This is a genomic window from Nostoc sp. (assembly GCF_041747015.1).
In the GTDB taxonomy this organism is placed as follows: domain Bacteria; phylum Cyanobacteriota; class Cyanobacteriia; order Cyanobacteriales; family Nostocaceae; genus Nostoc.
The window spans coordinates 1-25428 of the sequence record NZ_JBGTFY010000306.1 but is presented as its reverse complement, the minus strand read 5'-3'; the positions used below and the strand labels follow the sequence as shown (position 1 = coordinate 25428).

26 protein-coding genes are annotated in these 25428 nt (G+C 42.6%); 11 read left to right on the top strand and 15 right to left on the bottom strand.

Annotated features, from left to right (window positions below; all coding sequences use genetic code 11):
- Positions 1-45 precede the first annotated feature (45 nt).
- From ACEW80_RS24560 to ACEW80_RS24550, 3 genes are all read right to left on the bottom strand, one after another.
- The gene (locus tag ACEW80_RS24560) at positions 46-951 is read right to left on the bottom strand and encodes a bestrophin family protein (protein WP_373529098.1); all 906 of its coding nucleotides are present in this window, start codon (positions 949-951) and stop codon (positions 46-48) included.
- Positions 952-1362: 411 nt separating this feature from the next.
- Complete coding sequence (locus ACEW80_RS24555; RefSeq protein ID WP_373529097.1) at positions 1363-1572, bottom strand: hypothetical protein; 210 nt, start codon at positions 1570-1572, stop codon at positions 1363-1365.
- 552 nt (positions 1573-2124) lie between these two features.
- The gene (locus ACEW80_RS24550) at positions 2125-3048 is read right to left on the bottom strand and encodes an SIMPL domain-containing protein (protein WP_373529096.1); all 924 of its coding nucleotides are present in this window, start codon (positions 3046-3048) and stop codon (positions 2125-2127) included.
- 212 nt (positions 3049-3260) lie between these two features.
- Here ACEW80_RS24550 and ACEW80_RS24545 point away from each other — a divergent pair, with 212 nt between their 5' ends.
- The 6 genes from ACEW80_RS24545 to ACEW80_RS24520 all read left to right on the top strand — a co-directional run bounded on the left by ACEW80_RS24545 (position 3261) and on the right by ACEW80_RS24520 (position 10154).
- Positions 3261-4103, top strand: coding sequence for a YaaW family protein (locus tag ACEW80_RS24545; RefSeq protein WP_373529095.1), 843 nt, complete (start codon positions 3261-3263; stop codon positions 4101-4103).
- Positions 4085-5386, top strand: a complete 1302-nt coding sequence (locus ACEW80_RS24540; RefSeq protein ID WP_373529094.1) for an O-antigen ligase family protein — start codon at positions 4085-4087, stop codon at positions 5384-5386. The genes ACEW80_RS24545 and ACEW80_RS24540 overlap by 19 nt, the downstream gene beginning before the upstream one ends.
- Before the next feature lie 311 nt (positions 5387-5697).
- A complete protein-coding gene (locus tag ACEW80_RS24535) occupies positions 5698-6216 on the top strand; it encodes a hypothetical protein (protein ID WP_373529093.1) in 519 nt (172 codons plus the stop codon).
- A 563-nt stretch (positions 6217-6779) separates the two neighbouring features.
- Positions 6780-7313 (top strand): Ycf51 family protein, encoded by a 534-nt coding sequence (locus ACEW80_RS24530; RefSeq protein ID WP_373529109.1) that lies wholly within the window; start codon positions 6780-6782, stop codon positions 7311-7313.
- 373 nt (positions 7314-7686) lie between these two features.
- Entirely contained in the window at positions 7687-8925 is a 1239-nt protein-coding gene (locus tag ACEW80_RS24525; RefSeq protein WP_373529092.1) for an iron-containing alcohol dehydrogenase family protein, read from the top strand.
- Entirely contained in the window at positions 8922-10154 is a 1233-nt protein-coding gene (locus ACEW80_RS24520) for an aspartate aminotransferase (RefSeq protein ID WP_373529091.1), read from the top strand. Before ACEW80_RS24525 ends, ACEW80_RS24520 begins: the two co-directional genes overlap by 4 nt.
- A 352-nt stretch (positions 10155-10506) precedes the next feature.
- Here ACEW80_RS24520 and ACEW80_RS24515 read toward each other — a convergent pair whose 3' ends face one another.
- Positions 10507-10986, bottom strand: coding sequence for a hypothetical protein (locus ACEW80_RS24515; protein ID WP_373529090.1), 480 nt, complete (start codon positions 10984-10986; stop codon positions 10507-10509).
- Positions 10987-11025: 39 nt separating this feature from the next.
- Positions 11026-11187 carry a hypothetical protein gene (locus ACEW80_RS24510; RefSeq protein ID WP_373529089.1) on the bottom strand — a complete coding sequence of 54 codons (162 nt, stop codon included), beginning with the start codon at positions 11185-11187 and terminating at the stop codon, positions 11026-11028.
- Positions 11188-11246: 59 nt separating this feature from the next.
- Between ACEW80_RS24510 and leuB the strand changes: the two genes are divergently transcribed.
- The 4 genes from leuB (at position 11247) to accD (ending at position 15099) form a co-directional block, all read left to right on the top strand.
- Complete coding sequence (gene leuB, locus ACEW80_RS24505; RefSeq protein ID WP_373529088.1) at positions 11247-12335, top strand: 3-isopropylmalate dehydrogenase; 1089 nt, start codon at positions 11247-11249, stop codon at positions 12333-12335.
- A gap of 90 nt (positions 12336-12425) precedes the next feature.
- Positions 12426-12686: a hypothetical protein gene (locus ACEW80_RS24500; RefSeq protein WP_373529087.1), complete on the top strand. Its 261-nt coding sequence runs from the start codon at positions 12426-12428 to the stop codon at positions 12684-12686.
- Between the two features lie 95 nt (positions 12687-12781).
- Positions 12782-13630, top strand: a complete 849-nt coding sequence (locus tag ACEW80_RS24495; RefSeq protein WP_373529086.1) for an A24 family peptidase — start codon at positions 12782-12784, stop codon at positions 13628-13630.
- Positions 13631-14148: 518 nt separating this feature from the next.
- Positions 14149-15099: an acetyl-CoA carboxylase, carboxyltransferase subunit beta gene (accD, locus tag ACEW80_RS24490; protein WP_373529085.1), complete on the top strand. Its 951-nt coding sequence runs from the start codon at positions 14149-14151 to the stop codon at positions 15097-15099.
- A 49-nt stretch (positions 15100-15148) separates the two neighbouring features.
- Here accD and ACEW80_RS24485 read toward each other — a convergent pair whose 3' ends face one another.
- Entirely contained in the window at positions 15149-16570 is a 1422-nt protein-coding gene (locus tag ACEW80_RS24485; RefSeq protein ID WP_373529084.1) for an MFS transporter, read from the bottom strand.
- A 195-nt stretch (positions 16571-16765) separates the two neighbouring features.
- Here ACEW80_RS24485 and ACEW80_RS24480 point away from each other — a divergent pair, with 195 nt between their 5' ends.
- Positions 16766-18025 (top strand): ABC transporter substrate-binding protein, encoded by a 1260-nt coding sequence (locus ACEW80_RS24480; RefSeq protein ID WP_373529083.1) that lies wholly within the window; start codon positions 16766-16768, stop codon positions 18023-18025.
- A gap of 16 nt (positions 18026-18041) precedes the next feature.
- On the opposite strand, the gene ACEW80_RS24475 is transcribed toward ACEW80_RS24480, so the two are convergent.
- The 9 genes from ACEW80_RS24475 to rpoA form a co-directional block, all read right to left on the bottom strand.
- Positions 18042-18956: an alpha/beta hydrolase gene (locus ACEW80_RS24475; protein WP_373529082.1), complete on the bottom strand. Its 915-nt coding sequence runs from the start codon at positions 18954-18956 to the stop codon at positions 18042-18044.
- Between the two features lie 279 nt (positions 18957-19235).
- Positions 19236-20492: a DUF3574 domain-containing protein gene (locus ACEW80_RS24470; protein WP_373529081.1), complete on the bottom strand. Its 1257-nt coding sequence runs from the start codon at positions 20490-20492 to the stop codon at positions 19236-19238.
- A 329-nt stretch (positions 20493-20821) separates the two neighbouring features.
- On the bottom strand, positions 20822-21922 hold the full coding sequence (gene prfA / locus ACEW80_RS24465; protein ID WP_373529080.1) for a peptide chain release factor 1: 1101 nt from the start codon (positions 21920-21922) through the stop codon (positions 20822-20824).
- A gap of 103 nt (positions 21923-22025) precedes the next feature.
- Positions 22026-22268: a 50S ribosomal protein L31 gene (gene rpmE / locus ACEW80_RS24460; RefSeq protein WP_373529079.1), complete on the bottom strand. Its 243-nt coding sequence runs from the start codon at positions 22266-22268 to the stop codon at positions 22026-22028.
- A gap of 147 nt (positions 22269-22415) precedes the next feature.
- A complete protein-coding gene (gene rpsI / locus ACEW80_RS24455; RefSeq protein WP_196518373.1) occupies positions 22416-22832 on the bottom strand; it encodes a 30S ribosomal protein S9 in 417 nt (138 codons plus the stop codon).
- Positions 22832-23293 (bottom strand): 50S ribosomal protein L13, encoded by a 462-nt coding sequence (gene rplM / locus ACEW80_RS24450; RefSeq protein ID WP_373529078.1) that lies wholly within the window; start codon positions 23291-23293, stop codon positions 22832-22834. The genes rpsI and rplM overlap by 1 nt, the downstream gene beginning before the upstream one ends.
- Positions 23294-23358: 65 nt before the next feature.
- Entirely contained in the window at positions 23359-24207 is an 849-nt protein-coding gene (truA, locus tag ACEW80_RS24445; RefSeq protein WP_373529077.1) for a tRNA pseudouridine(38-40) synthase TruA, read from the bottom strand.
- 117 nt (positions 24208-24324) lie between these two features.
- Positions 24325-24675 carry a 50S ribosomal protein L17 gene (rplQ, locus tag ACEW80_RS24440; protein ID WP_196518371.1) on the bottom strand — a complete coding sequence of 117 codons (351 nt, stop codon included), beginning with the start codon at positions 24673-24675 and terminating at the stop codon, positions 24325-24327.
- A 32-nt stretch (positions 24676-24707) separates the two neighbouring features.
- Positions 24708-25428: DNA-directed RNA polymerase subunit alpha (gene rpoA, locus ACEW80_RS24435; protein WP_373529076.1), on the bottom strand; the 721-nt coding region annotated here is incomplete at its 5' end.

The following is a 25428-nucleotide window of genomic DNA, read 5'->3' as shown; positions in this document are numbered from 1 at the left end:
GACTATTTTCAATCTTACAATAATAGCTTGTAACGACTACTTTAATCATATATTTTTTGTGTATGATTGTACACTAGGAGTCAAGCTAATCAAATCGTTAATATTGCGCTTCATTGTATCGCAAATTCCATCTAAGGGTAAATCATTGGCATCATAACCAAAGGGGTTTTCTATCTCCAAACCGATGGCTTCAATGCCAAATACTGTAAAACCAACCAAAGCAGCAATTAAACCTGTCCACCAACCCAGACTCTCGACTATTTGAAAGGGTAGCAAGAAACAATATAGTAACAATAATTGCTTAAGATGAATGGCATAAGCTAATGGCATAGGTGTTTTTAAAATACGTTCGCAAGCACCCAAATTATCCACAAGACTATTCAATAATTCTTGCATAGATGTTAACTGGTAGCTATTAAGGCAATTTCGATGATACTGGTGCTGTAAATAATCTCCTATCCAAAAGGCAACCTCTATAGGGGGATTATTCATAGTCTTTAGTTTTATATACTTAGTAGATGGCATTAATTCTTCTAACTCGCTATTGACAGCTTCTCCACGCAAATGTAATTTAGTTGTCACAGCAAAAGCTATCAATAAATTTAATGCCGTAATTTTGTCGTCTTTATCTTCTGGTGAGATTTCATCAATTGATACCCAAATTTGCCGTGCCAGATTTCGGACATTGTTTACTATAGATCCCCAGCATTTTCTACCTTCCCAAAATCGCTCATAAGCAGTATTTGTGCGAAATACAAGTAACAAGCCTAAAACAATACTAGGAATAACACTTCCTAAAATAGGTTGGGATACAGGTATCTTAAAATGGTAAAGTATAGAAATAAAAAATCCGAAAGCTCCACACCATAAAATGTGTTTGTAGACCGCTTTCATCACCGAACCTTTAAGTTGTAATGTTGTGTGTATCCATTTCAGTTTTTCGGCTGTCATGCAGTCACCCTAAGATAATATTTAGCGAACCGATACATTAAACATCAGATGCTTTAAAAATAATAACTATAGAAATAGCACAATTGGTAAAAAGGATACTTTAATAAGTAGTTTTAATAAAGAATAGAATAGGTTTGCGGCAATGACTATATCCTACCTTCTGTTAAAAAGTCAAAAGCGATGCCTACGGTGGACACTGACTTGTACTGAGCTTTGTCGTAAAGCCTGCGGCATAGCTTCGCTTAAGGCGCAGCGTCTCGTAGAGAAGTGCTCGCTATGCCTACGCGGTTAATTGTAAAGAAATGTAAATATTTTACGGTAGCTGCATAAATTCCGTGACTCACCCGATAAATACAAATCCTGCCCTGTAAATTAAGCGTTTAGACATAACTTATTTAGTTATGTCTTTTTTTAGGGGTTAATCTCGAAATGTTGAATTTCAACCAAATAACCACTAGGATTAAGTAAAAAACAGTGGTAAATGTTGTAGTTTTCATTTACTGTATGTGGCTTTTCAAATTCGACGCCACGTTCTTTATACTGGTAGAATTCTGCGGACGCATCAAGCTCATGAGTATAAAAGAATGTAACCTGCTGTTCAATTGGCGGATGATCAGACATAAAGTACATTTGAGTAAATACCCCAACGACATTTAGCGATCGCATAGGTAAAAATTGATTGATGTTAGAAACCTGTTACTACTCCAGAAGCCTTAAGTGCATCTGGAGTTTCTTTTGTGAAAAAGCGATCAAAATTTCTTAAATCATCCAGATATACCAAAATACGCCTGAATAGGGATGCATACTGAATTATCTATATCTAACACGGAGCGTCACTTGTTGATGTACTCCTTTGCCAAACAAGTCTCACAAAACAGCCTCAGATCGTCTGAGGCTGTTTTGCGTTACTTCAAACATAAAAAGCGTATACACGAGAAGCACAGCATTTGATCCGTAGATGTACTTAACTGGATTCGAGTGTATACCCTGATGACGTAAGATGCTCTGAGAGAGAAAGATTGATGTAGGTAAATGCGTATCTTTCCTGACTCCAGATTTGCCACAAACATTTCTGGAGTTTTTTTATTACTAGAATTTAAAATAACATAGTTAAGCGATCGCACTTCCAAATTTGGCACAAATTCAAGTGCGACCACAGTTCATAATAAATGCTTATTTCACTGTATATGTCACAAAAATATCCTTTTTCATCTCTACTTCCGCCGGGGCATCTGGATTATAAGTCGGTGATAATAAAAAACTGGCAAAAGATGGTAAAGGAACTCCAGTTTTAGAACTACATGAGGGATATAATAATGTGTAAAATGGTTCAGCTACAGAAGGAGTACCAAGTTTAACGCCCATAGGAATTGCTAAAGCTTGAGCGCGACTTTGAGCGTCTTTCATAGCTGATTGATAAACTGAACTCTGCAAAGCCTGACAGTCATTTACTGCATACTCAACACCCACATTCTTGATAGAAAGGTTTTCAATTTTGCTCGTAGACTTGTTCGCTACACCAACAATTTCCTGGACGCGAGCCTCCAAAGGAGGAGCTGCGCTAACGCGTGTTGGTTTTTCTAGTCTTACTAATATCTTGGCGTTATTTTCACTGGAATTAGTATTAATTTGTACTTGAATTTTATCAGCACTAATTCCTTTGGCAACTAGGCTATCTACTACAGGCTGGAGAGTTGCTTTAGTTAATGATTTTTTGTTTGGTAAAGATTCTACTGCTGTTTTGTCATTTAAGAATAGAGTCGGTGAGGCAGCCCGGTCTTGTTGTTCCAACAAAGAGGGACTGCCGTTCGCCTTTGGCGTGCCGGAGGCATACCCGGAGGGTGAAGATAAGCGGCGGGCTTCTGGTAGAGATGATGGTTGCACTTCTAACTCATCATTGCTACCTCGGCTACTGAATACCAATTCAATATCCGCTGTATCTGCTGGCACTCTAACTACCCCTTGACCGATTACCATTAATGAATGGCGATCGCTTGCTGGTGGGTAAAATAATTGGGCATTAGTAACTTTAGGTGTTAATGCTCCCACCCCTATAGTTACGGTAATACTTAGCATTAAAGCAGTTATTTTTCTCATATCCTGGGAATGTCCTCTGAACTTAGTAATTGTCAAAGTTTACACCTCAAGAGCAATATACTGAATCCTTCATCCAAAGAATTAACTAAAAAAGGTACTGAGTACCAAAGAAAGGAATAAGGTAAAGATTACAGGCGACAGATTATCAAATGACAAAATGGCTAATAGTAGAATAAGGTACAGAAAAGCTGCACAGAAGGGAGGAAGGGAAATTGGATGAGATGAGGGAGGCGCTAGAGTTAGCGACCGAAGAAGAATTGCAAGACTTAACGGCAATTCTATTTAGTCGTAAGTTCAATCCCCTAGACTATGTACACACACCCGAACCCATCGAAGTGCAAAGCCAAGACCGCAAAGCTTGGCTAGACTCACTAGAGGGGCGCTTTCGCTTTTTGGCGGCAGATGGGATGACGGTATTACGGGGACGCACAGGGCAGGTAACTTACCGACAAGCCTTAGTTCAAGTATGTAAGTATCTAAAAATTTCCTATTCTAATCAGTTACCAACCATTGAGTTAGAAGCAGAAGTATTTTTGCATCTGCTAGGACAGGTGTGGAAAAAATTACCTGAACAGGAAAAGCAAAAATTGACTGTACGGGTGCAGCAGCAGCTTGTCAAATCAGAACTAAAACAACCGCTACCACTTTTATTGCAACGTGACCCCTTGAGCTTACTTTTCAAAGGCGGTAGTGCATTGGCTGTTACTTCCATGCTCCAGCCACTCGTGCTTAAGCAAATTGCCCGTCAATTTGCTATCCATTTTGCTACTTATGAAGTAGCAAAACAAGCGGCGATTAAAGGCTCACAAGCAGCTACAATGCAATTTCAAAGCTATGTAGCAATGCAAATGGCCGGACGGGGTATGACTTTGAGCGCAGCTCGTTATGGAGCAACCCGTAGTATGTTTGCCGTTATCGGACCGATGATGTGGACTTGGTTTTTTGCGGATTTAGGGTGGAGAGCGATCGCTACTAACTATAGTCGGATCATCCCTACCATCTTCGCCTTAGCTCAAATTCGCCTCACTCATGAGGAATGTTGGGAGCCAGCTTGAACAAGGCTTTTTACCATCCAAACTCTTGTTGGCAATCCTCTTGGAACTACTCTCTATTGGCACTGTTAATCTTCCCATTGAGTCCTTTATTGGGGGCTGTGACTATAGGTTTTGTATCATTAATAACTTGGGTGAGACAATACCGCAAAATTAGCCGCCGCCCCCTCAACTGGGGATTTGCCCTTTTGAGTGTGTTGCTGATCATGACTGCTGGGTTTGCTCAGAATAAAACAGAAGCTTTCCTCGGCTTATTTAATTTATTACCGTTCTTTTTAGTTTTTGCTGCCCATAGCACTCTGATTCAGACATTTGCTCAATTGCGGCAAATGGCTTGGATGATAGTCATCGGTTCCATGCCGGTGGTGATTATCGGCTTGGGGCAGTTGTTTTTGGGCTGGAGTTTAAAGTTCCAGTTTTTGTGGATTGTTTTAGATTGGACGATCGCACCAGGAGGAAATCCCCCAGGGCGCATAGCCTCACTTTTCTTGCACGCTAACACCTTCGCAGCTTATCTGGTGATAGTTTTCATCCTTGGTCTAGGGTTGTGGCTAGAACAATGGCGATTGGGGATTAGGAAAAATTCAGTTCCCCTGCTTTTCCTAACCGTGGCGGTGATGACAAATTTCATCGCCTTGATTTTCACCAACTCGCGCAATGGGTGGGCGCTCGCTATTTTTGTCTGTTTAGCTTATGCACTCTACCAAGGTTGGCGCATTCTTGTAGGTGGCGTCGCTAGTATCTCCGCTGGTGTGCTTTTGGCAGCTTTTGCTCCTTTGCCAGTCGCTAAATTTTTTCGTCAGTACATTCCTGCCTTCTTTTGGGCAAGGTTAAATGACGATATGTATCCAGATAGACCAGTTGCTTTAATGCGAAAAACTCAGTGGGAGTTTGCCTGGTCTTTAACTCAGCAGCATCCCTGGACTGGCTGGGGCTTACGCAGTTTTAGTGGACTCTATAAAGCACAGATGCAGATTCCCTTGGGTCATCCCCACAACTTATTTTTGATGTTATCTGCTGAAACTGGTTTTCCCAGTACTTTGTTATTTTGTGCCTTACTCAGTTGGATTTTGATTACGAGCATCCAATTACTGCGAAAGTCAAAATATCTAAATACAGAAGACAGATTAATATTTTTTAGTTATCTTCTAGCCTTTGTTGGGTGGATTCTATTCAATACAGTAGATGTAACCCTATTCGATTTTCGTTTGAATACGCTCTCATGGTTAATTTTGGCTGCCATTTGTGGAGTAGTACATCGCCATAAACCAATACGCTTGGGTTAAGACTCAATCCTCCTTAAAAAAGCAGAGAGTTAAGCCTTCTAATAGTTTTTTCAGTGTATGCACTGAGGATATCTAGAGTTTTAAAGTCAATAATATGACTATAGAACGTGGCTAATACCTAATTAGTCACTGTTGCTGATTGTTGGGAAGGTGTAGGGACAACCCTTTGGGGTTTTCCTGCATGACGGGCATCTCTTGTAGATGCCCTTTTGTATATTTATTATTTTTCTTCAGTTAAACACAATTTAAAAAAATATTGAATTTGACGGAGTATCTGAAAAATTTTTATCTTTCATCAAGGAATGTAAAACATGGTTACTGAAATTCAACTAGGTCTTTGTAACCCGCCGGAACATATCTATTTGTATGTGAAAAGCGGAGAATTAAACGGGGAATCTTACCTGTGGTATAACTACGATATCAATAATGAGAGAACTATTCCTGTACAACAAACAGGGCTAACTGGGTATATATCCGAACTGAAATTAAAAACAGGAGAATTTAAGGGAAAGGACAACACTAAATTAGACATCGTTGTGAGAGCGGATGAAATTTATGTTGTTAGGACTGGAATAGAAACGAACTTTGCTAAAACTTTCCTTTTAGCTGTATCACTAGTTCAGGACTTTTCCAAGCCACTAATTATCGCTCCCATTGCTGGAAACGAGAATGTGGTTTTTTGTAACCTCTACGACGCGGCGACTAAAACCAGAATTCGCTCTGAATGGAACAAAGATGCTGATTGGCTGGCAATTATTGATAATGTTCAAACTAAGTTGCAGACATCTAAAAACTTCCATGTTGTCTCTGGTGAGCCAATACTGTTTTGAATAACTGAGGAATTTAGAAAAGTAATACCAGTTTTAAAAAAGAATACAGCACATGGACAAAAGCCTGCTCTAATTACTTTCAGAGTAAGCTTGAGATGTGATTTTTAGCTATAGCTCTAAGAGGATGTTTGAAAAGTCCTATTGTAGGTAGCAAAACGTTCTATATCCCCCTAAGTCCCCCTTTTTAAGGGGGACTTTGATTCCGGTTCCCCCCTTTTTTAAGGGGGGTTAGGGGGGATCGATAAGTGCCTAAAATCACAGATCAATACTTTTCAAACATCATCTAAGGTAAGTAGGTAAACCGGGAGATACATTCGCGTTAGCCAAGTCCAGACTCTCTATAACTGTTTCAATTGTTCTGAGGTTGGCTCCATTTCAGCGCTAAACTTTAGCTAAACGCAAGTTTAAACTTTATTATAACTGCAATGTCTGACGACAAGCCGCTCTGCGTCTACGTGTCCAATATTCTGATTAGCATTCAAGATTCAATAACCTTTATGGTGTAAGCTCTCTGTAAAATGGGTGTGTCGGTAACGAAAAAAGACGCATTCATAACCAACATTATGCTCACAACAGCTAACTTTATTCAGTACACCCAATGGTCAGGCATAGCTACCTTGGCATTCGCTGCCTTAGCAGTTTTGGCTTTTATTCTCAAATGGAGCATCCGGTTTCGGCTGGTGGGTGCGACTGGCTTTATGCTGGTGCTGACGGGTGGTTTATTTTCACTCGGAATAGTCCCCTTGAGTCGTACCGTGATTCCAGGAGCAGTCCGCTACACTTTAGTTTATGACAATGGCTCAACCCAAGCGGTGATTGCCACATCACCCAAAATTTCCCCCACACAATTAGAAGCAACTTTACGGCAAGCAGCTAGTAATCTTTACTCCTATGGTCGTTTAGGTACACGGACAGATAACCAGTTGACAGTTCGCGCCCGTACCGTTATCCACCTGGAACCAGGGATTTCTGTACCACTTTACTTGGGTGAGATTAAGCGATCGCTCGTTTCTCGTGAAAATTCCGCAATTAAAGTCGAAATTTACACAGACAAATTTGCCCAATTGCCAAAACCTACCGTTAAAAGCAGCAGGTGAGCAGAGGTGCAGGGGGGAATTTTTATACAAGTTTCTCTTTATCCCCTCTGCCTCATCCCAGAATCCAAAAATGATTCATCTGTTATCAATGACTTTTCCTAAGAGTCTCAAAATGGTAATGTTAATTAATTCTCTGGTCATTCAAAACTTTGATAGTTCAGAATTTTAGGCTAATGGGCATCATAGATTTAAGCAACGTCGTCAAGCTACTCAATCAGTGGGCAACAGGCTTTGTCTATGTTTATGGCTAGGTTAAAATTAAGCTGAGTCGGGTATAAGGTTGTAATCATCCTGAAAAAAGCATGGCAACAGGTATCCCTAGCCGTAAGTCTATTAAATTAAGAAATATCAAGGTTTTGGCAAACTAGATTATATGTCCAGTAAATTATCCACTCAACCTTCTTTGTCTACTCAAGCTTCTAGTTCGTTATTTACGCTCACAGTCGCCCCAGCAAAAGTAATCCGTGGTTCTGGGGTGTTGCAAGCAGCCGCAGCAGAGATTGCCTGTTTAGGAAGTCGTCCTTTAATTGTGGCAGGCAAGCACACTCTCGCCATCAGCCAAAAAAATTTGCAACCAGTTTTAGAAAGGCAACAGTTACATACTGCTCAAGCGACCTATGGTACAGATTGCTGCGAAGCTAGCTTAAAATCTTTACAGAAGACGGCAAAAGAACATAAAGCTGATGTAATTATCGGCGTTGGTGGCGGCAAAGCCCTAGATACAGCGAAATTAGTCGCGCAGCAGCTACAGTTACCGGTGGTGACAATTCCGACTTCAGGAGCTACCTGTGCCGCTTGGAGTGCCTTGTCGAATGTTTATTCCGAAGATGGGGCATTTCTCTACGATGTCGGGCTGTCTCGTTGTCCTGATTTATTGATCCTCGATTATGACTTGATTAAAACCGCACCACAACCTACTTTAGTCGCTGGAATTGGTGATGCGATCGCTAAGTGGTATGAAGCCTCAGTTAGCAGTGGGCATTTGCAAGACACTTTAGTTATTGCTGCGGTGCAACAAGCACGAGTTTTGCGAGATATCCTTTTGCAAAAGTCAGCCACCGCCCTGAAAGAACCAGGTAGCGAAGTTTGGCGAGAAGTGGTAGACGCTACTGTTTTACTCGCTGGGGTAATTGGGGGACTGGGAGGAGCGCAGTGCCGCACGGTTGCCGCCCATGCCGTGCATAATGGTTTAACGCATATTTCAGGACACGGCAGTATTCATGGCGAAAAAGTTGCTTTTGGGATTTTAGTGCAATTGCGTTTAGAAGAAATGTTACAAGGCAATCAACTAGCAGCATCGGCACGACAACAGTTGTTAAAGTTCTATGCAGAAATTGGACTGCCGCAAAAATTAAGCGATTTAGGATTGGGCAACATCACATTAGGCGAGTTGCAAACAGCCACTGAAATTGCCTTAGTTCCTAATTCTGACATCCATCGACTACCATTTAAAGTCGCGCCAGAACAGTTGATGGCAGCAATGGTTTCTACCACTGCACCCATAGATAGTAGAGAGACTACGGCGATCGCCTCGATGGAGGTTCCCTCCGCACGGCGCAGCCTGACAAATCGAGTTTCGCCCCAGGGAATGAGTGACGAGGTTGAAGAATGAGTTTGAATTGGATTGTCCCAGCAGAACGCATACAAAAACTGCCACCTTATGTATTTGCCCGTTTAGATGAACTCAAAGCTAAAGCCCGGGAACAAGGGTTAGATTTAATTGATTTGGGTATGGGAAACCCCGATGGTGCCACACCAGCACCAGTAGTAGAAGCAGCGATCGCAGCCTTGAAAGATCCCGCCAATCACGGTTATCCTCCTTTTGAAGGCACTGCTAGTTTCCGGGGTGCGATCACCAACTGGTATTATCGCCGTTATGGTGTGGTTCTCGATCCTGATAGTGAAGCCTTACCGCTACTGGGTTCTAAAGAAGGATTAACTCATTTAGCGATCGCCTACGTTAACCCTGGCGATTTAGTTTTGGTTCCTTCTCCCGCTTATCCCGCCCATTTTCGGGGACCTGCGATCGCAGGTGGGAAAATTCACAGTTTGATTCTTAAACCAGAGAATGACTGGTTAATCGATTTAGCTGCAATTCCTGACGAAGTTGCAAAACAAGCTAAAATTCTCTATTTCAATTATCCCAATAATCCCACCGCCGCCACAGCCCCCCGCGAATTTTTTGAAGAAATTGTCGCTTTCGCCCGTAAATATGAAATTTTACTGGTGCATGATTTGTGTTACGCCGAGTTAGCTTTTGATGGTTATCAACCCACTAGCTTGCTAGAAATTCCCGGTGCGAAAGATATTGGTGTGGAATTTCACACCTTATCTAAAACCTACAATATGGCTGGTTGGCGTGTTGGTTTTGTGGTGGGTAATCGCCATGTGATTCAAGGTTTGCGGACGCTAAAAACTAACTTGGATTATGGGATTTTTGCCGCCTTGCAAACAGCAGCCGAAACAGCTTTGCAATTACCAGATGTGTATTTGCACGAGGTACAACAACGCTACCGTACCCGGCGCGATTTCCTCATTCAAGGATTAGCAGAGTTGGGTTGGGATATTCCTAAAACTAAGGCGACAATGTATCTTTGGGTTAAATGTCCTGTTGGCGTTGGTTCCACAGATTTTGCCCTGAACGTGTTACAACAAACAGGCGTTGTTCTGACTCCGGGTAATGCCTTTGGGATTGCAGGTGAGGGTTATGTCAGGATAAGTTTGATTGCAGACTGCGATCGCTTGGGTGAAGCTTTACATCGATTCAAGCAAGCTGGCATCTGCTATCAACCTGAAGCTGTACTCTCTACTTCCGAAGCGATCGCTGATCTTGTCAGTTGAGTATGAGGAAAGATAGGAAATGAAAATGAACCATATCTTTTTTATCTCACGCAAAGGCGCAAAGACGCAAAGGAAGAAATGTGTGGTCTAAATAGATGAAAACTGCTGTAAACAAAAAAACTCCATCGGTACATTTTGCTGGGTATGATATTTAATTTGCAAGCATTTACCCGGTAATAACCAGCTATGACCCAAAAGTACCACATTACTACACAACTTCATCAAAGCTTTAAATAATACTAATATTTAACTTTTGCTACTTCATAAAGGTTTGGAATAGGTCGTAAGGTAGGATGACGTAGCGATTATCTAGATTCTTAAGTCTAGGCGATCGCCACCACATAAAACTTTTCTACTTTTCGCCCTTCTCCTGCTGTTTTCGTCGCTCCTCAATGCGAGCAAAGATTTCATCAATAGTGGGATTTCCCAAGATTTGATCCCTGTCTGGTGTATAATCTCCACTACCCCTCTTAAATTGCTGCATAAATCGCGTCATGCCAGCATGACCAAGGGTTTTAGTTAGCGCTTCTATTCCCAGTCCCCTAATCTCAGCTTGAGTAAGTTTAGTTACATCTAGCATTTTCATATTTGTAACTTTGGGCAGAACATCTGAACTTTCAACCTGCGAGATCCGCCTTTCTTGGATTCGGGCAAGTATTTCCTTAATAGTAGGATTTCCCAATATTTCATCCCTATCTCGTGTGTAATCACCAGTGCCCATATCAAATTGATGCATAAATAGCCCCATTCCTGCTGGGCCAAGAGCTAAACTCAGCGTATCTATTCCTAATTGCTGAATTTCAGTTTGAGTCAACTTACTAACATCTATCATTTGCAACCTCTCTGAGCCACTGAAGGGGGTTCTCTACTCTCACTTGTAGCAAGTCTTTGTGCCTTGCAGCCGCCAATCACCCATTTGAACAATAGCCAAAATGCGAAGTACCGCCTCAGCTTCTAAAAAAATCCGTTCTTGTGTCTGGTCATCAAAAGGGCGATTCAAACAACATACATCTAAATAAATTAAAAACTCCATCGGTACATTTTGCTAGGTATGATATTTAATCTGCAAGCATTTACTCAGCAAAACTAGCTATGACCCAGAACTACCGCATTACTCTACTTCCCGGCGATGGCATTGGCCCTGAAATTATGGCAGTGGCGGTAGATGTGCTGAAAGTCGTAGGGAAGCAATTTGATCTGAAGTTTGAATTCCAAGAAGCCCTCATCGGTGGTGCAGCAATTGACGCTACAGGGGAACCCCTACCATCTGTCACTCTAGATACCTGCCGTAACAGTGATGCTGTATTACTTGCTGCCATTGGTGGTTACAAGTGGGATTCACTGCCATCCAATTTACGCCCAGAAGCAGGTTTATTGGGGCTACGTGCTGGTTTGGGACTATTTGCTAATTTGCGCCCAGCGAAAATTTTGCCCCAGCTAATTGACGCCTCGACTTTGAAACGTGAAGTTGTGGAAGGCGTGGATATTATGGTGGTGCGCGAACTTACTGGCGGGATTTACTTCGGTAAACCTAAAGGGATTTTTGCCACGGAAACTGGCGAGAAACGCGGTGTAAATACAATGGTTTACACTGAATCAGAAATCGAACGTATTGGGCGGGTGGCTTTTGAAGCAGCCCGAAAACGCAGCAAAAAACTTTGTTCGGTGGATAAGGCGAATGTATTAGAAGTATCTCAGTTGTGGCGCGATCGCATCACTCAACTTAGTACGGAATATCCAGATATCGAACTATCTCATTTATATGTAGATAATGCTGCTATGCAACTGGTACGCGCTCCCAAGCAGTTTGATACCATCGTCACAGGCAATTTGTTTGGCGATATTCTCTCTGATGCTGCTGCCATGCTCACAGGTAGTATTGGGATGTTACCCTCGGCTAGTTTGGGCGCTTCTGGGCCTGGTGTGTTTGAACCAGTTCATGGTTCCGCCCCAGATATCGCCGGACTTGATCAGGCAAATCCTCTAGCGCAGGTTTTGAGTGCAGCAATGATGTTACGCTACGGGTTAAATCAACCAAAAGCGGCAGATCACATTGAACAAGCTGTATTGCAAGTTTTAGAACAAGGCGATCGCACAGGGGATATAATTTCTCCAGGAAAAAATCTTTTAGGTTGCCGCGCTATGGGCGATGCACTGATTAGAGCAATTGTTGCACAATAAATTAATAGTGCAACCTGGGCAATTTGGCAACCGTTGCCATAAGTTTCGGGTAGACTATAGAGAAATCTAGCAATCAAATAACAGTCGATAGTGTACGCATTACGACAAGGACAAGCGAATTTTACCGCCCCAAAAAAACAACCGCCTTTGATTGATCCCGCCGTAATCAGAGCCGCTGGGCAGATTTACTATACTCACTGTGAAGTTCATCCCGAAATAGCTGGGCAACCTTCCGGTGTGGCAATTAATCGTGTGACTCATCGAGGTAAGGTTATTTTTACTAACCAACCAGTTCTCTTACCTCAAGAATGTTTTGTGCCGTTGAGTCAAATTGAATCGAATATGTATTAGTCACTGGTCATTGGTCATTAGTCATTAGTTCTCGACAAAGGACAAAAGATAAACGACAAATGACACAGGACAAATGACAAAGGACAAATGACAATATGGACATTTTGTTCGCCGTTCCGGTGAGTGTAATGGTCTTGGCTTTGGGCGCATCTATTGGCAGTTTTATCAACGTTATTGTTTATCGGCTACCTGCTGGGTTGTCAATTCTTTGGCCACCTTCTCGTTGTCCTAAATGCTTAAACCAGCTAAAAGCTTACGACAATGTACCAGTATTCGGCTGGATTTCGTTAAAAGGTCGGTGTCGATATTGCAAAAGCAAAATTTCTGTCCGTTATCCTGTGGTAGAAGGGGTGACGGGCATAATTTTTTTACTAGTTTTTTTGGTATTTCAAGTATCGACTTTAACAATAGGCTATTGGGCTTTTTGCAGTTGGTTATTGACACTATCACTCATCGACCTGGATACAATGACCCTACCCAATCCACTTACTAAGTCGGGTTTGGTGGTGGGAATTTTATTTCAAATGGTGGTTGGTTTTTTACCAGAGGCTAGTTTCGTGGCATTGGTAAATCACCTGATGATGGCGATAGTTGGTGCAGTATTGGGCTTATGGCTGTTTGATGCGATCGCCTTATTGGGTTCAATTGCCTTTGGTAAAGCTGCAATGGGTGCGGGTGACGCTAAGTTAGCAGCCATGATGGGAGCCTGGTTAGGATGGAAATATTTATTATTGGCTAGTTTTATTGCTTGTGCGCTAGGAGCATTAGTTGGTGGCAGTGTTATTATACGTAGACGCAAGGCCACTAGTCAAGAGACATCCCGACAAAGGTTAGGACAAAAGATGCCTTTTGGCCCTTTTTTGGCTTTGGGATCTGTGATTACTCTATTCAGCGGCCAAGCCATTTTGTCTAGCTACCTGAAGTTATTTTTTCCAGCGTTTTGAAATAGAAAATGGGGGGATGAGGGAGACAAGGAAAATAACCCATGCCCAATGCCCTTTCATAATAAATATTTATAATTCGTGACTGTAACCAGCATTACCCCATCTGCCCTTCATATTTTGATAATATTTAGCTTGTGACTTGTATTACCCTCTTAACGACGATTAACCGTTGGCAAGCACAACTAATGCCATAGATACTGATTGCTCATGACCTAGCAATACAAATAATTGATTTGGGTAGGAGGGGGAAAGCATATTATTTGGAGGTTGGTATTCTCATAACTTTGTCAGTACATCCATATAATTTAAGTCTGCTAAAAAAAGAGTAAGAGGCTTGTATTGGCATAAGTATTTTCTTTAAGCTGGCAACCAAAGATGAAAATTCAGGTCTGAATTGCTTAAAAACGTAGTTTAACGATGTAATTATTAGTCGTTAGTTAAAGACAAATGACACAAGGCTAAGAACAACCCGATACTGCTTGACATATTTTCGACCTCATACCCACTTAAAATAAAAAATGGCTAACAACGAAGAATCACGCGGTTTAAAGTCTCTATTTGATTGGTTTGCAAATCGACGGAAATCAGGATCTACTAGCCTCGAACGCCAAGAGCGTGAAATTGCTGATGGTCTGTGGCATAAATGTTCTAAGTGTGGTGTGTTGGCATATACAAAAGACCTGAAGGCCAATCAGATGGTTTGTGTCGAGTGTAATCATCACAATCGAGTGGATAGCGATGAACGCATCCGTCAATTGATAGATCACAATACTTGGAAACCACTCGACGAGCATTTGCGTCCAACCGATCCGCTAGAATTTCGCGATCGCAAACTCTACAGCGATCGCCTCCGGGAAATGCAGGAGAAAATTGGCTTAATAGACGCAGTTAAAACTGGTTTAGGTCAAATCAACGGCTTGCCCATTGCCCTTGGGGTTATGGATTTCCGTTTTATGGGTGGTAGCATGGGTTCGGTGGTGGGAGAAAAACTTACCCGAATGATTGAGCAAGCCACTCAACGGCGGTATCCTGTAGTTATCGTCTGCGCCTCCGGTGGTGCCAGGATGCAAGAAGGAATGCTTTCCTTGATGCAGATGGCGAAAATCTCCGCAGCCCTACAGCGCCATAAAGACGCTCGACTATTGTATATTCCCGTTTTGACAAATCCCACAACAGGCGGCGTTACCGCTAGTTTTGCCATGTTAGGCGATATAATTCTGGCAGAACCAAAGGCAACCATTGGTTTTGCCGGTCGGCGAGTGATTGAGCAAACCCTGCGGGAAAAACTACCCGATAATTTTCAGACTGCTGAAGATTTGCTACAGCACGGTTTTGTTGATGATATCGTACCCCGTACCCAATTAAAGACCACTCTAACCCAGCTGATTGCCTTACACCAGCCTGCACTAACAACACCTCATCTGGTGTTGTGGGAAACAATGTCCTTAACTTCTACCGCCGCAGAATAGGGCATTGGGCATTAGTTAATTCCCCCTGTCCCCTGTCCCCTTCTTACTCTCATCCTCTCTCCGGCTCTTGGAGAAACATGAGGGGAAGAAGCGCTGCTAGTCGAAATATACTAGAGAGGGCGAACAACCCCAGCAAGCCTCCAGACTGAGCAAATTGGACGATGAAACTCCCTATAGTTGTACCCAAAGCACCACTCGCTCCAGCAAAGGCAGCTGCGATCGCAAAATAGATAGACTGATTTTTAATTGGTGCAATGCCCAATTGGATATTGTTGCTGCACAAGTCAATCGCCGCCCAAGTACCTCCACTCAAGATGTGTAACAGTGGCAACCACAACCAGGTGTCAAGGCGATTAACACTAATGCCCAGCCATAGCAGTGGTGTGGCTGCAACCAAAATCCCAACACAGATCAAGATGGGACGATTGCCTATCTTATCTGCTAATTTTCCCCACAGGATGAGCATGAGCAAATTCGCCCCCGCCTGAAGGCTGTTATAGATAGTCACGTAGCTCACATCCAAATCCAGCGTGTCTAGCATATACAGGTTAAAAAAAGGAGCGCTGAGGTTAACGGCAAGCGTCCAGAAGCTAAAGTACAGCAGAAATATCAAAAAGTTAGAGTTTTTCCAGATGGTGCTAGCTAATTCGTTTTGTGGCGGATGAATTGATTCAGGTATTTCACAAGATTCATCCTTTGCAACCTCTGGCTGAATCTCACTTATTTGAACTAACTTGCTATAATAAGCGTTTTGTGCTTGCGGATTCATATCCACCTGGAAATACTGACACCCCAATCCCACAATTCCAAAAACGATACTTACCAGCAAAACCACCCCATAGCCTTGCATAGTTCCCCCATACCAATGCGATACAGCTAGACCAGCTATTGGTACGCAAACCAAATTAGTGAGGCTAGCAGCACTATTACGTATCCCAAAATACCTGCCTCGTAGCCGCCGGGGAACTATCATTGCCAACCAACTTAGCCACGATGCAGTTCCTAATCCTCCTAAAAGATGGCTGAATAGGACAATTAACAGTGTCAATATCACTAACTGGTGAGTGTTCACCACTCCCCATCTGACGCTGACAATCCCAATTACTAAAACCAGCCACAGTAGGCGACCAATTCCGTGTGTCCAAAGAGAATATTGAAATCGGCTGGTGCTGCGTTCAGACAAGTAAGCGCCTAACGGCTGAATGAGATTGACCAACATGGGGATAGAGGACAGCATCCCAAATACTACTGGAGTGGCATCCAATTCCACCAAGAAATGGCTGAGTAAAATCCCGCTAGTTCCAAGGGAGTAAACTGCTGCTAAAATAGCATCCGCAGTGGAAGCTTTTAAACTAGTGCGAATACTATCCTTGGGAATTCGAGAGGTTAGAGAGATTGTTGTTGGTGGTATGGCAATCTGAGTAATTTCCAGAGTCAGTGGCGCAGTTGTTTCAAGCTGACCAGAATCCATAATCTATGTTTATGAGTAAAGCATCCTGTGATAAATCCAGATGTGGAGAAACTCAGTATGCTTTCATAAGTATTCTTGATTTGATAAGTTTTCGCTATTTTAGCTTGGATTTTCCCACAAAAATTTTAGATAAGTAAAATATCACTCCTTAGCAACAGAAGGTATAAGTAAGGAGAAAGAGACTTTTAACCATCGGTGAGCAAGAAAAAATTATTTAATTTTTTGGGAATAGCGATCGCCATTGCGATCGCTATTATTGCTTGTCAAAGCCTACAATTACCAAGCAAACCCTTAGCGTCTACCGCAATCACCATTAAACTCAGTGGTTGGGGAGGTTCTCCTGTTGAGCAAAAACTTTTGAGACAGGTGCTGCAAGACTTTGAAGCACAACATCCCACTATTAAGGTCAAATATGAGGTGATCTCCGACCAATACATGGATGTAATCAAAACCCGCTTGGTTGGAGAAGCCGCGCCTGATGTCTTTTATTTGGATGCGCTGGAAGCTCCTTTCTTAATGAGTCAAAATGTCCTAGAACCGCTAAATGTTTACATTACTCCCGAATTTGACCTTGCGGACTTCGAGGATAATTTACTCGACAGCTTCAAATACCAGAAGCAGATTTATGGTCTTCCTAAAGACTATTCTACCCTTGCCCTGTTTTATAACAAAAAAGCATTCGCCGCCGCAGGCTTGAGTAGTCCCCCAGCTACTTGGGATGAATTACGTAACTACTCGAAACAATTGACAGGCAAACTTAACAGATACGGGTTTGGAGAAATTCCAGAATTGGCACGTCAGGCTTATAAAATTAAAGCTTTTGGTGGACAACTTGTTAATCAAAATGGTTATGCTATTTTTGCCACAGAGTCAAGTTTACAGGGTTTAGAGTTGGTGGTAGACCAGTATCAAAAAGACCACTCCTCTGCCCAAAAATCTGATGTCGGCACAAACTCAGGTAGTGAAATGTTTGGTCAGAGTAAAGTGGCAATGGTGATTGAAGGTAACTGGGCAATTCCTTATCTAACTGAAACCTTTCCTCAACTAGAGTTTGCTACTGCCCAATTGCCTACTATTAATGACAAAAAAGGCACGATGGTTTTTACAGTTGCCTATGTGATGAATAAGCAAGCACAGCACAAAGCCGAAGCCTGGGAATTGATTTCTTATCTCACAGGTAAAGAAGGAATGCAAAAGTGGACAGGAACAGGGTTTGCTTTGCCAACACGTAAATCAGTGGCAAAAAACTTGGGCTATGACCAAGACCCTCTGCGATCGCCATTAGTGGCGGGAGTCAATTATGCTACACCGTGGCAGGTAGGTGAGTATTCAGCTGCGATCGTCAATAACTTTGATAATCAGTTTGTCAGCGCCTTGTTGGGACAGCAACCATTAAATCAGGCGATGCTGAAGGCAGAGAATGAAGCTAATCAGCAAATTAGGGCGATGGATTAAGCAATTAAAAATTTTCCTATTTCTTATTCTCCAATTTCTGGCGAGACTTCACCTTTTCGATAAACTTCTGTATTGCTTGTAAATATGAGTTACTTCCAGGTTGATAAATTTGGACATGTTTTCCTTTTGGAATTAATAAAAGTTGTTTGGGTTCAGGGGCAGCATCATATAACTGCTGACTCATGTAGGATGGAACAATGCTGTCATCAGTTCCATGAATAAATAAAACGGGAAGACGTAGAGAACGAACTTTAGAAATAGAATCAAACTTTTGTGTTAGCAGCAGATCGATGGGAAACATCCGTAACCAATCTCTATATTTGATCTCCTCTGTCATTGATGTAAAGGAGCTTTGCACAATTAATCCACTAGCTTCTGGATGTTTTACTGCCAAATCTATAGCAACTGCTCCCCCAATTGATTCGCCGTAAATGACAATTTGCTCTGGGGGAATTCGGCGGACTTTTACTAAATAATTCCAGGCTATTTGACTATCTTGATAAAGCCGAGACTCACTAGGGAAATTCCCTTTGCTACTACCAAAACCTCGGTAGTCAATCACTAACACAGAAAACCCCAACTGTCGCATTGCTTGAAGTCTGCCTATATAATTGTAGTAGCCTTTATTATTAGCAGCACCACAAAAGTATAAACATGTTTTAGGTGATTTTAAAATTTTTATAGGCTCATTTGGAATTAAAGAAAGTTTCTCTTTTGGTAATGGTGCTGGAATCCACCAGCCATGTATATATTCATTAGGGTCGGTAATAGGTAAACGCACATCTTTGTAAGGAAGAAAAAAGTCGGGTGAACTAGGTAGCGTTAAAATTTGTGGAGTGGGGCTAAATATCAAATAACGCTGCCGAACAAACAAAAATAGACAAGTTGAAATGTAGGCGATCGCTACTACTCCTACGCTTATTAGCAGCACTTTTCGAGAATAGAAACGCAATTTCAACTTCATGTTTTTCGTGGAAGCAAGCTACAACCCAACCTACGATTTTCCTTAACCCAAGCGTATTGGGCTATAACCAAGACCCCACGCGATCGCTCCTATCTTTGCTGCCCTCATATCCAGCTGTAACCCTGTGAGCTTTTACCTGAGAGGACTAGGAATCGAGTATCAGTTCCAAAAGGAGACTTGTCAACTTCCCCCAAATCAGCCACAGAAGTAGGATGGCGTAATCATCAAGATGCCTAGTGGTACGTTTTACTTAACGAAACAATGCTGCTTCTGACCTTTCTTTTTCAGTCTCCAGGCGATTATAGAAGTGCTAAATAGAAGCACTCCAGCAACAGAAGAAGGTTCTGAAACAGTCTCAGACTCTACAAAACGCACACGGATATCTTCATCAACAACTGTCAGGACACTTTCTTGATTAAACTGTTGAAGGTACGCTTCTAGAATCTGGTTAATAGAAGTCTCGTTATCTAGAGTATCTTCAAAGATAAGGCTGATAACCTTAGAGGGTTCTTCAATAATGGTTCCCGTGCTGTCCTGGAATTGTCCATTGGCATCGAAAATTGTTAATCCGGCTGGGAAAAGAGGGGTAATCACACTATCAACAAATGCTTGAAACTCGCCCTCAGTTACCTCTCCACCTCCTGGAATGTTGCGCCCAAAAAATAAATCTGCTTGGATTAGTTCTGGAACTGGGCTGTTATCAATTAAATCATCACCTAAACCGAAGCTAACCTTTACATCTTGATTGGCTGCAACCAAAACACTTTCTTGATTAAATTGTTGGAGGTACGCTGCCACAATCTCGTTAACTGAGGTTTCATTGCTCAAGGCATCTTCCAAAAGTAGGCTGACAACCTTTGATGGTTCTTCAATAATAATTCCTGTGCTGTCCTGGAATTGCCCATCGGCATCAAAAATTGTTAATCCGGCTGGGAAACGAGGGGTAATCACACTGTCAACAAAGGTTTGAAACTTGCTCTCAGATACTTCTCCACCCCCAGGAATGTTACGCCCAAAAAATAAATCCGTTTGGATCAGCTTTGGAACTAAACTGTTGTTAAATAAATCCTCATCTAAACCGAAGCTAACTGTGAGATCGTCTTTATTTGCTACTTGCAAAACACTTTCCTGGTTGAACTGCTTGCGGTATGTCTTGACAATCTCGCTGATAGAAACTTCGTTTGTTGAACTTTCTTCTCGGAAGAAGGTAACAACTTTGGCAGGTTCTTCAATGAGTCTTCCTGTACTATCCAGGAATTGCCCATTGGCATTAAAAATTGTTAGTCCGGCTGGGAAACGAGGGGTAATTATACCGTCAACAAAAGCCTGAAACTCTTTCTCAGATATCTTTCCAACTCCAGCAATATTGCGTCCAAAAAACAAATCTTCCTGAATTAAGGAAAATGCTTTGGCTTTAGGTATATCTACTGCGATCGCCAGAGAAAGGGCGGTACTGGTGGCTAAAGCTGTAGTAATTTTGTTGAAAACACTTTTTTTAGACATACCTCTAATTCTCCTAAGTAAATGAAATAAATCTTAAGATTTATTTCGTCTATGTAATGAATCTATGTGAATACTTGTCTACACTTGTACTCTATTCATCAAAAAAGGTAATGTTTATGCTGAAGTTCATAGAATCTTTAAAATAGACTTACAGTTTGCTCCTTAAGTAGATGTACAAAAATATTTACAGTTGTTACGAGCAAAGCGTTCGGGTTCTCCAAAGAAGTATGCAATTTTTCTCTGCTTTCAATGCTGCATTAGAAAACCGCTTGTCTGTGTTAAAAGTAACAGAACAACAAGCGGTTTTCTCTGAAATATAACAATGACGATTAGTTGCTAGCAGCAGAAGTTGCCAACTCCGCAAGACGTTCTTGCTGGTCTAGAGATATGCAAGATTGGATCAGCGTCTCTAAATCACCTTCCAAAACAGGGTTGAGAGAATAATTTTGACCTAAGCGGTGATCAGTAGCGCGGTTATCTTTATAATTATAGGTACGAATTTTTTCCGATCGCGATCCTGTACCAACTTGCGATCGCCGCATGGAAGTTACAACTTCCTGTTGTTCGCGTAACTTGATCTCATACAACTTCGCCCGCAGAATTTGCATCGCCCGTTCTTTATTTTGCAACTGGCTGCGTTCTTCTGTACAAAAAATCCGAATTCCTGTCGGTTTGTGCATCAAGTCGGCGGCTGTTTCCACCTTGTTGACGTTTTGCCCACCAGCACCACCAGAACGAGCTGTAGTCATTTCAATATCTTTCGGGTCAATGTGAATTTCCACATCATCCACCTCTGGCATAATCGCCACGGTAGCTGTGGAAGTATGAACCCGTCCCCCAGATTCAGTTGCCGGCACGCGTTGCACACGATGCACTCCAGCTTCAAACTTTAACTGGCTGTAAACGTCATTACCTTTAATTTCTAGAATGACCTCTTTCCAGCCACCCATTTCTCCTCGAGATTCGCTTACTAGAGAAACTTTCCAACCTTGAGTCTGGGCATAGCGGGTGTACATCTGCATCAAATCGCCAGCCCAAATACTTGCTTCATCGCCACCGGTGCCAGCGCGGATTTCCAACATGATATTCTTTTCATCATTGGGGTCGCGTGGTAGCAGTAAGACTTTCAAGCGAGCTTCTAAATATTCTATTTTTGCCTCAAGTTCCTTGACTTCCACTGATGCCATTTCTTGCAACTCTGGATCACTCGCAGATTCTTTATAAACCTGACGGGTTCCTATCAAGTCTTCTTGGGCTGTTTTCCAAATTTCATAGGTATCAACCACTTCTTCCAAAGAAGAACGAGACTTAGCAATTTCTTGATACTCATCAGGGTTGCTAGCGGTATCGGGGTCGCCAAGACGACGTGTTAACTCATTAAAGGTTTGTTCAACGGATTTTAGCTTATCCAGTAAGTATGATTCAGCCATGACGAGTGCGATCGCTCCTTAAAAAATAACAAATTGGCTCGAGCATATAAATGAAAATCGACCCAGCTGATGCAGGGCCGTCGTTAACAGCAGAGCCAACTCGCTACTTTTTGTTTTCTTCGTCGCCAGATGTTTGAGTGCTGCTCATGCCATACTTGCGGAGGAAGCGCTCCACTCGACCCTCAGTGTCAATAATCTTCTGAGTGCCAGTGTAAAATGGGTGATTTCCAGACCAAACATCTACGTGCAATTCTGGCTTGGTGGAGCCAATGGTCATAACAACTTGACCGTTGCAGTAAACTTTAGCATCTGGATACCACTTGGGATGAATATCAGCTTTAGCCATTGTTCTTTGTGCGATGAATCTATATAAATTATAACTTTCAGGTTTCAATTGGGGCTAGAAGAAGGGGACAGAAAAAAGGTTACAGGTAACAGAAAACTATCACCTGTTCCCTGTGACCTATCCCCTTCTTCACCAATATCTAATCGCTTACCGCTTAGAATACTGAGGTGCTTTCCGGGCTTTATGTAAACCATATTTTTTCCGCTCTTTTGCCCTGGGATCGCGAGTCAAATAACCTTCGGTTTTCAAAGGTGGGCGGTTGTCTGGGTCTAGTTGACACAAAGCACGAGCAACTCCTAAGCGAACAGAATCAGCCTGTCCGGTCAAGCCGCCGCCTTCTGCTTTTACCAAAATGTCGTACTCGTTTTCGAGTCCCAGAGTTTCCAGAGGTGCTTTGATAACTCCCAGGTAGTTGGCATTGAATTGGAAATACAAGTTTCCATCTTTACCGTTTACAGTCAGCTGACCGGTGCCTGGAACCAAGCGTACTCGTGCTACTGCGGTCTTACGACGACCAGTACCCCAGTATACGGCGCGACCGCTATTGGCGTCTGCTACTACCATTAATTTTCTTCTCCAGGAATTGTACTAATTTTTAGTTCTTTAGGTTTTTGAGCATCATGTGGATGCGTGGGTCCAGCGTAAACTTTCAGCTTGGTAAACAACTGCTTACCCAAACTATTTTTGGGTAGCATACCTTTGACAGCTTGTTCTAAAATTCGTTCTGGTATCCGCTGTTGCAGTTTAGCGAAAGTTTCTGTTTTCATCCCACCGGGACGACCAGAATGGCGACGGTAAAGTTTTTGAGTGCGCTTTTTGCCTGTAACTGCGACTTTTTCGGCATTGACAACGATTACGAAATCACCTGTATCTAGGTGTGGTGTATATTCGGGTTTGTTTTTGCCTCTGAGTATTTGAGCGATTTCGCTAGCGAGGCGACCAAGGCGTTTATCGGTGGCATCTACTACGTACCACTCATGCTCAAGGGATTTTGGAGAAGGAAGGTATGTTTTACTCGTTGTCATTGATCATTTGTCCTTTGTCATTTTTAATTTGTCATTTGTCATTTGCCCTTTGTCATTTGTCGTTACTAAGAACCAATGACTAATGACTCTTGACTAATGACGAACTTTGGCCAGGTGTCGTACCAAATCTCTTTAGGAAAAGGAAAATCTGGATAGCCGACTCGCAACAAGCACAAACCTTGAGGCGGTGCGGCGTGTTTCACTTCTTCTCGACGTTCTTCTTTCCAGAGTTCGGTGAAGTTAGAAAGTGTCCGTTGTCCAGAACCAACTTGTACTACCATCCCTACCAACAGCCGTACCATGCCATACAAAAACCCATCTGCCTGTATTTCAATATGGATAAATGGCCCACTGCGACGACACTCTGCTGCTTGCACCTCTACCCAAGAATGCGATCGCTTCGAGCCTGCACGGCGAAAAGCAGCTAAGTGATGCTTTCCCAACAGAGGTTTTAGGGCAGCTTGAATTAAAGATTCATCCAGGGGTGCATAATAATAATGCCAACTGAAGGGTCTTACAAACAAGTTAAGTCGATCTTCAGTGTATATTGTGTAGCGATACCGTCGATAGGCTGCACTAAAGCGAGCGTGCCAACGGTTATCTACACTAGCTGAAGCTCTAATTAATATATCTGGCGGCAGATAGCTATTGAGGATTTTTGCCCACTTGTGAGCCGGAATCAGACTTGTCGCTTCAAAATGGGCGACTTGAGCGGCAGCGTGAACTCCAGAATCAGTTCGCCCTGCACCGTGTAATGTTACATGATGCCCAATAATAGTAGCGATCGCTGTTTCTATCTCTTCTTGGACAGTCCGCTGTTTTTTTTGCCGTTGCCAGCCATGAAAATGAGTGCCCAGGTATTGGATAACCAGGGCTACTCGATAAGTTGGTTTAGGCTGGTGGCTTTCTAACATACAGATTTTGTCCTACCCTACGGGAAGCCGCCAAAGGGCGTCTATGTCCTTTGTCAATTGTCCTTTGTTATTCACTAATGACCAATGACTAATGACTAATGACTAATGACCAATAACTTAAACCAATTCAATTATTGCCATTTGGGCATTATCACCCCGACGCGGTACGGTACGCAGGATGCGGGTATAACCGCCCTCGCGATCGCCATATCGAATCGGAGCTTGCTCAAACAGAGCGTGAACCAGTTGTTTGTCGAAGATGTAGCCAAGGGCTTCACGGCGTGCTGCCAAGGAGCCGTTTTTGGCTAGGGTAATCATTTTTTCCACTTTACTTCGCAGAACTTTAGCTCGAATTAAAGTGGTGGTAATCCGACCATGACGGATCAACTCGGTGGAGAGCGATCGCAATAAGGCACGGCGCTGATCGGCAGGTTTACTGAGTTTTTTGACGCGACAACGGTGACGCATAATTATGCACTATGAATTATGAACGGTTTTTCTTAAGGATGTTTAGAGCCTCTTTCCATTGGCAGGGTGATGCCCAAGCGTCGCTGCAAAGCTTCCACAACCTCTTCTGCTGACTTCTGCCCAAAGTTCTTAATTTCTAAGAGGTCTTCTTGGGTATAATCCAACAAATCTGCCACAGAATTAACTTGTGCCCGTTTGAGACAGTTATATGCTCGTACAGAAAGTTGCAACTCTTCGATGGGTATCTGGGCAGTTGGGTCGTCTGGAATGTCCGAACCCGTGTCTGTTGGTTCCAGGGAGATGTCTTTCAACGGATTGAATAAATCTACCAAGATCGCAGCAGCCGAAGATAGTGCTTCCTGGGGAGAAATACTGCCATTTGTCCAAACTTCCAACAGTAGTCGGTCTTTTGGAATCAAGCCTTCCCCACGAGATTCTTCAACACTGTAGTTGACTTTTCGCACTGGCATAAATATTGAGTCGATTTGGAGAAAATCCAACGATGTGGCTTCCTCACGTCCTCGCTCTACGGTGCGATAGCCTTTGCCTTTCTCGATCCGAAATTCCATTTCCAGCTTTCCACCCTCAGCGATGGTGGCTACATACTGGGTCGGATCGATGACTTCTACTTCACTGGGCAAATCAAAATGTGCCGCAGTGATTGTTGCTGGACCACTAACGAGTAATCTACCAATTTGGGGCTGCGAAGAATAGTTTTTCAGGATAACTTCCTTCATTTTCATGAGGATTTCC

Bases quoted from the DNA above. Each gene is read 5' to 3' on its own strand.
- ACEW80_RS24560 (WP_373529098.1), bottom strand. From the start codon at position 951: ATGACAGCCGAAAAACTGAAATGGATACACACAACATTACAACTTAAA.
- ACEW80_RS24555 (WP_373529097.1), bottom strand. From the start codon at position 1,572: ATGTCTGATCATCCGCCAATTGAACAGCAGGTTACATTCTTTTATACT.
- ACEW80_RS24550 (WP_373529096.1), bottom strand. From the start codon at position 3,048: ATGAGAAAAATAACTGCTTTAATGCTAAGTATTACCGTAACTATAGGG.
- ACEW80_RS24540 (WP_373529094.1), top strand. From the start codon at position 4,085: ATGTTGGGAGCCAGCTTGAACAAGGCTTTTTACCATCCAAACTCTTGT.
- ACEW80_RS24535 (WP_373529093.1), top strand. From the start codon at position 5,698: ATGGTTACTGAAATTCAACTAGGTCTTTGTAACCCGCCGGAACATATC.
- ACEW80_RS24530 (WP_373529109.1), top strand. From the start codon at position 6,780: ATGCTCACAACAGCTAACTTTATTCAGTACACCCAATGGTCAGGCATA.
- ACEW80_RS24525 (WP_373529092.1), top strand. From the start codon at position 7,687: ATGTCCAGTAAATTATCCACTCAACCTTCTTTGTCTACTCAAGCTTCT.
- ACEW80_RS24520 (WP_373529091.1), top strand. From the start codon at position 8,922: ATGAGTTTGAATTGGATTGTCCCAGCAGAACGCATACAAAAACTGCCA.
- ACEW80_RS24515 (WP_373529090.1), bottom strand. From the start codon at position 10,986: ATGATAGATGTTAGTAAGTTGACTCAAACTGAAATTCAGCAATTAGGA.
- ACEW80_RS24510 (WP_373529089.1), bottom strand. From the start codon at position 11,187: ATGGAGTTTTTAATTTATTTAGATGTATGTTGTTTGAATCGCCCTTTT.
- leuB (WP_373529088.1), top strand. From the start codon at position 11,247: ATGACCCAGAACTACCGCATTACTCTACTTCCCGGCGATGGCATTGGC.
- ACEW80_RS24495 (WP_373529086.1), top strand. From the start codon at position 12,782: ATGGACATTTTGTTCGCCGTTCCGGTGAGTGTAATGGTCTTGGCTTTG.
- accD (WP_373529085.1), top strand. From the start codon at position 14,149: ATGGCTAACAACGAAGAATCACGCGGTTTAAAGTCTCTATTTGATTGG.
- ACEW80_RS24485 (WP_373529084.1), bottom strand. From the start codon at position 16,570: ATGGATTCTGGTCAGCTTGAAACAACTGCGCCACTGACTCTGGAAATT.
- ACEW80_RS24470 (WP_373529081.1), bottom strand. From the start codon at position 20,492: ATGTCTAAAAAAAGTGTTTTCAACAAAATTACTACAGCTTTAGCCACC.
- prfA (WP_373529080.1), bottom strand. From the start codon at position 21,922: ATGGCTGAATCATACTTACTGGATAAGCTAAAATCCGTTGAACAAACC.
- rpmE (WP_373529079.1), bottom strand. From the start codon at position 22,268: ATGGCTAAAGCTGATATTCATCCCAAGTGGTATCCAGATGCTAAAGTT.
- rpsI (WP_196518373.1), bottom strand. From the start codon at position 22,832: ATGGTAGTAGCAGACGCCAATAGCGGTCGCGCCGTATACTGGGGTACT.
- rplM (WP_373529078.1), bottom strand. From the start codon at position 23,293: ATGACAACGAGTAAAACATACCTTCCTTCTCCAAAATCCCTTGAGCAT.
- truA (WP_373529077.1), bottom strand. From the start codon at position 24,207: ATGTTAGAAAGCCACCAGCCTAAACCAACTTATCGAGTAGCCCTGGTT.
- rplQ (WP_196518371.1), bottom strand. From the start codon at position 24,675: ATGCGTCACCGTTGTCGCGTCAAAAAACTCAGTAAACCTGCCGATCAG.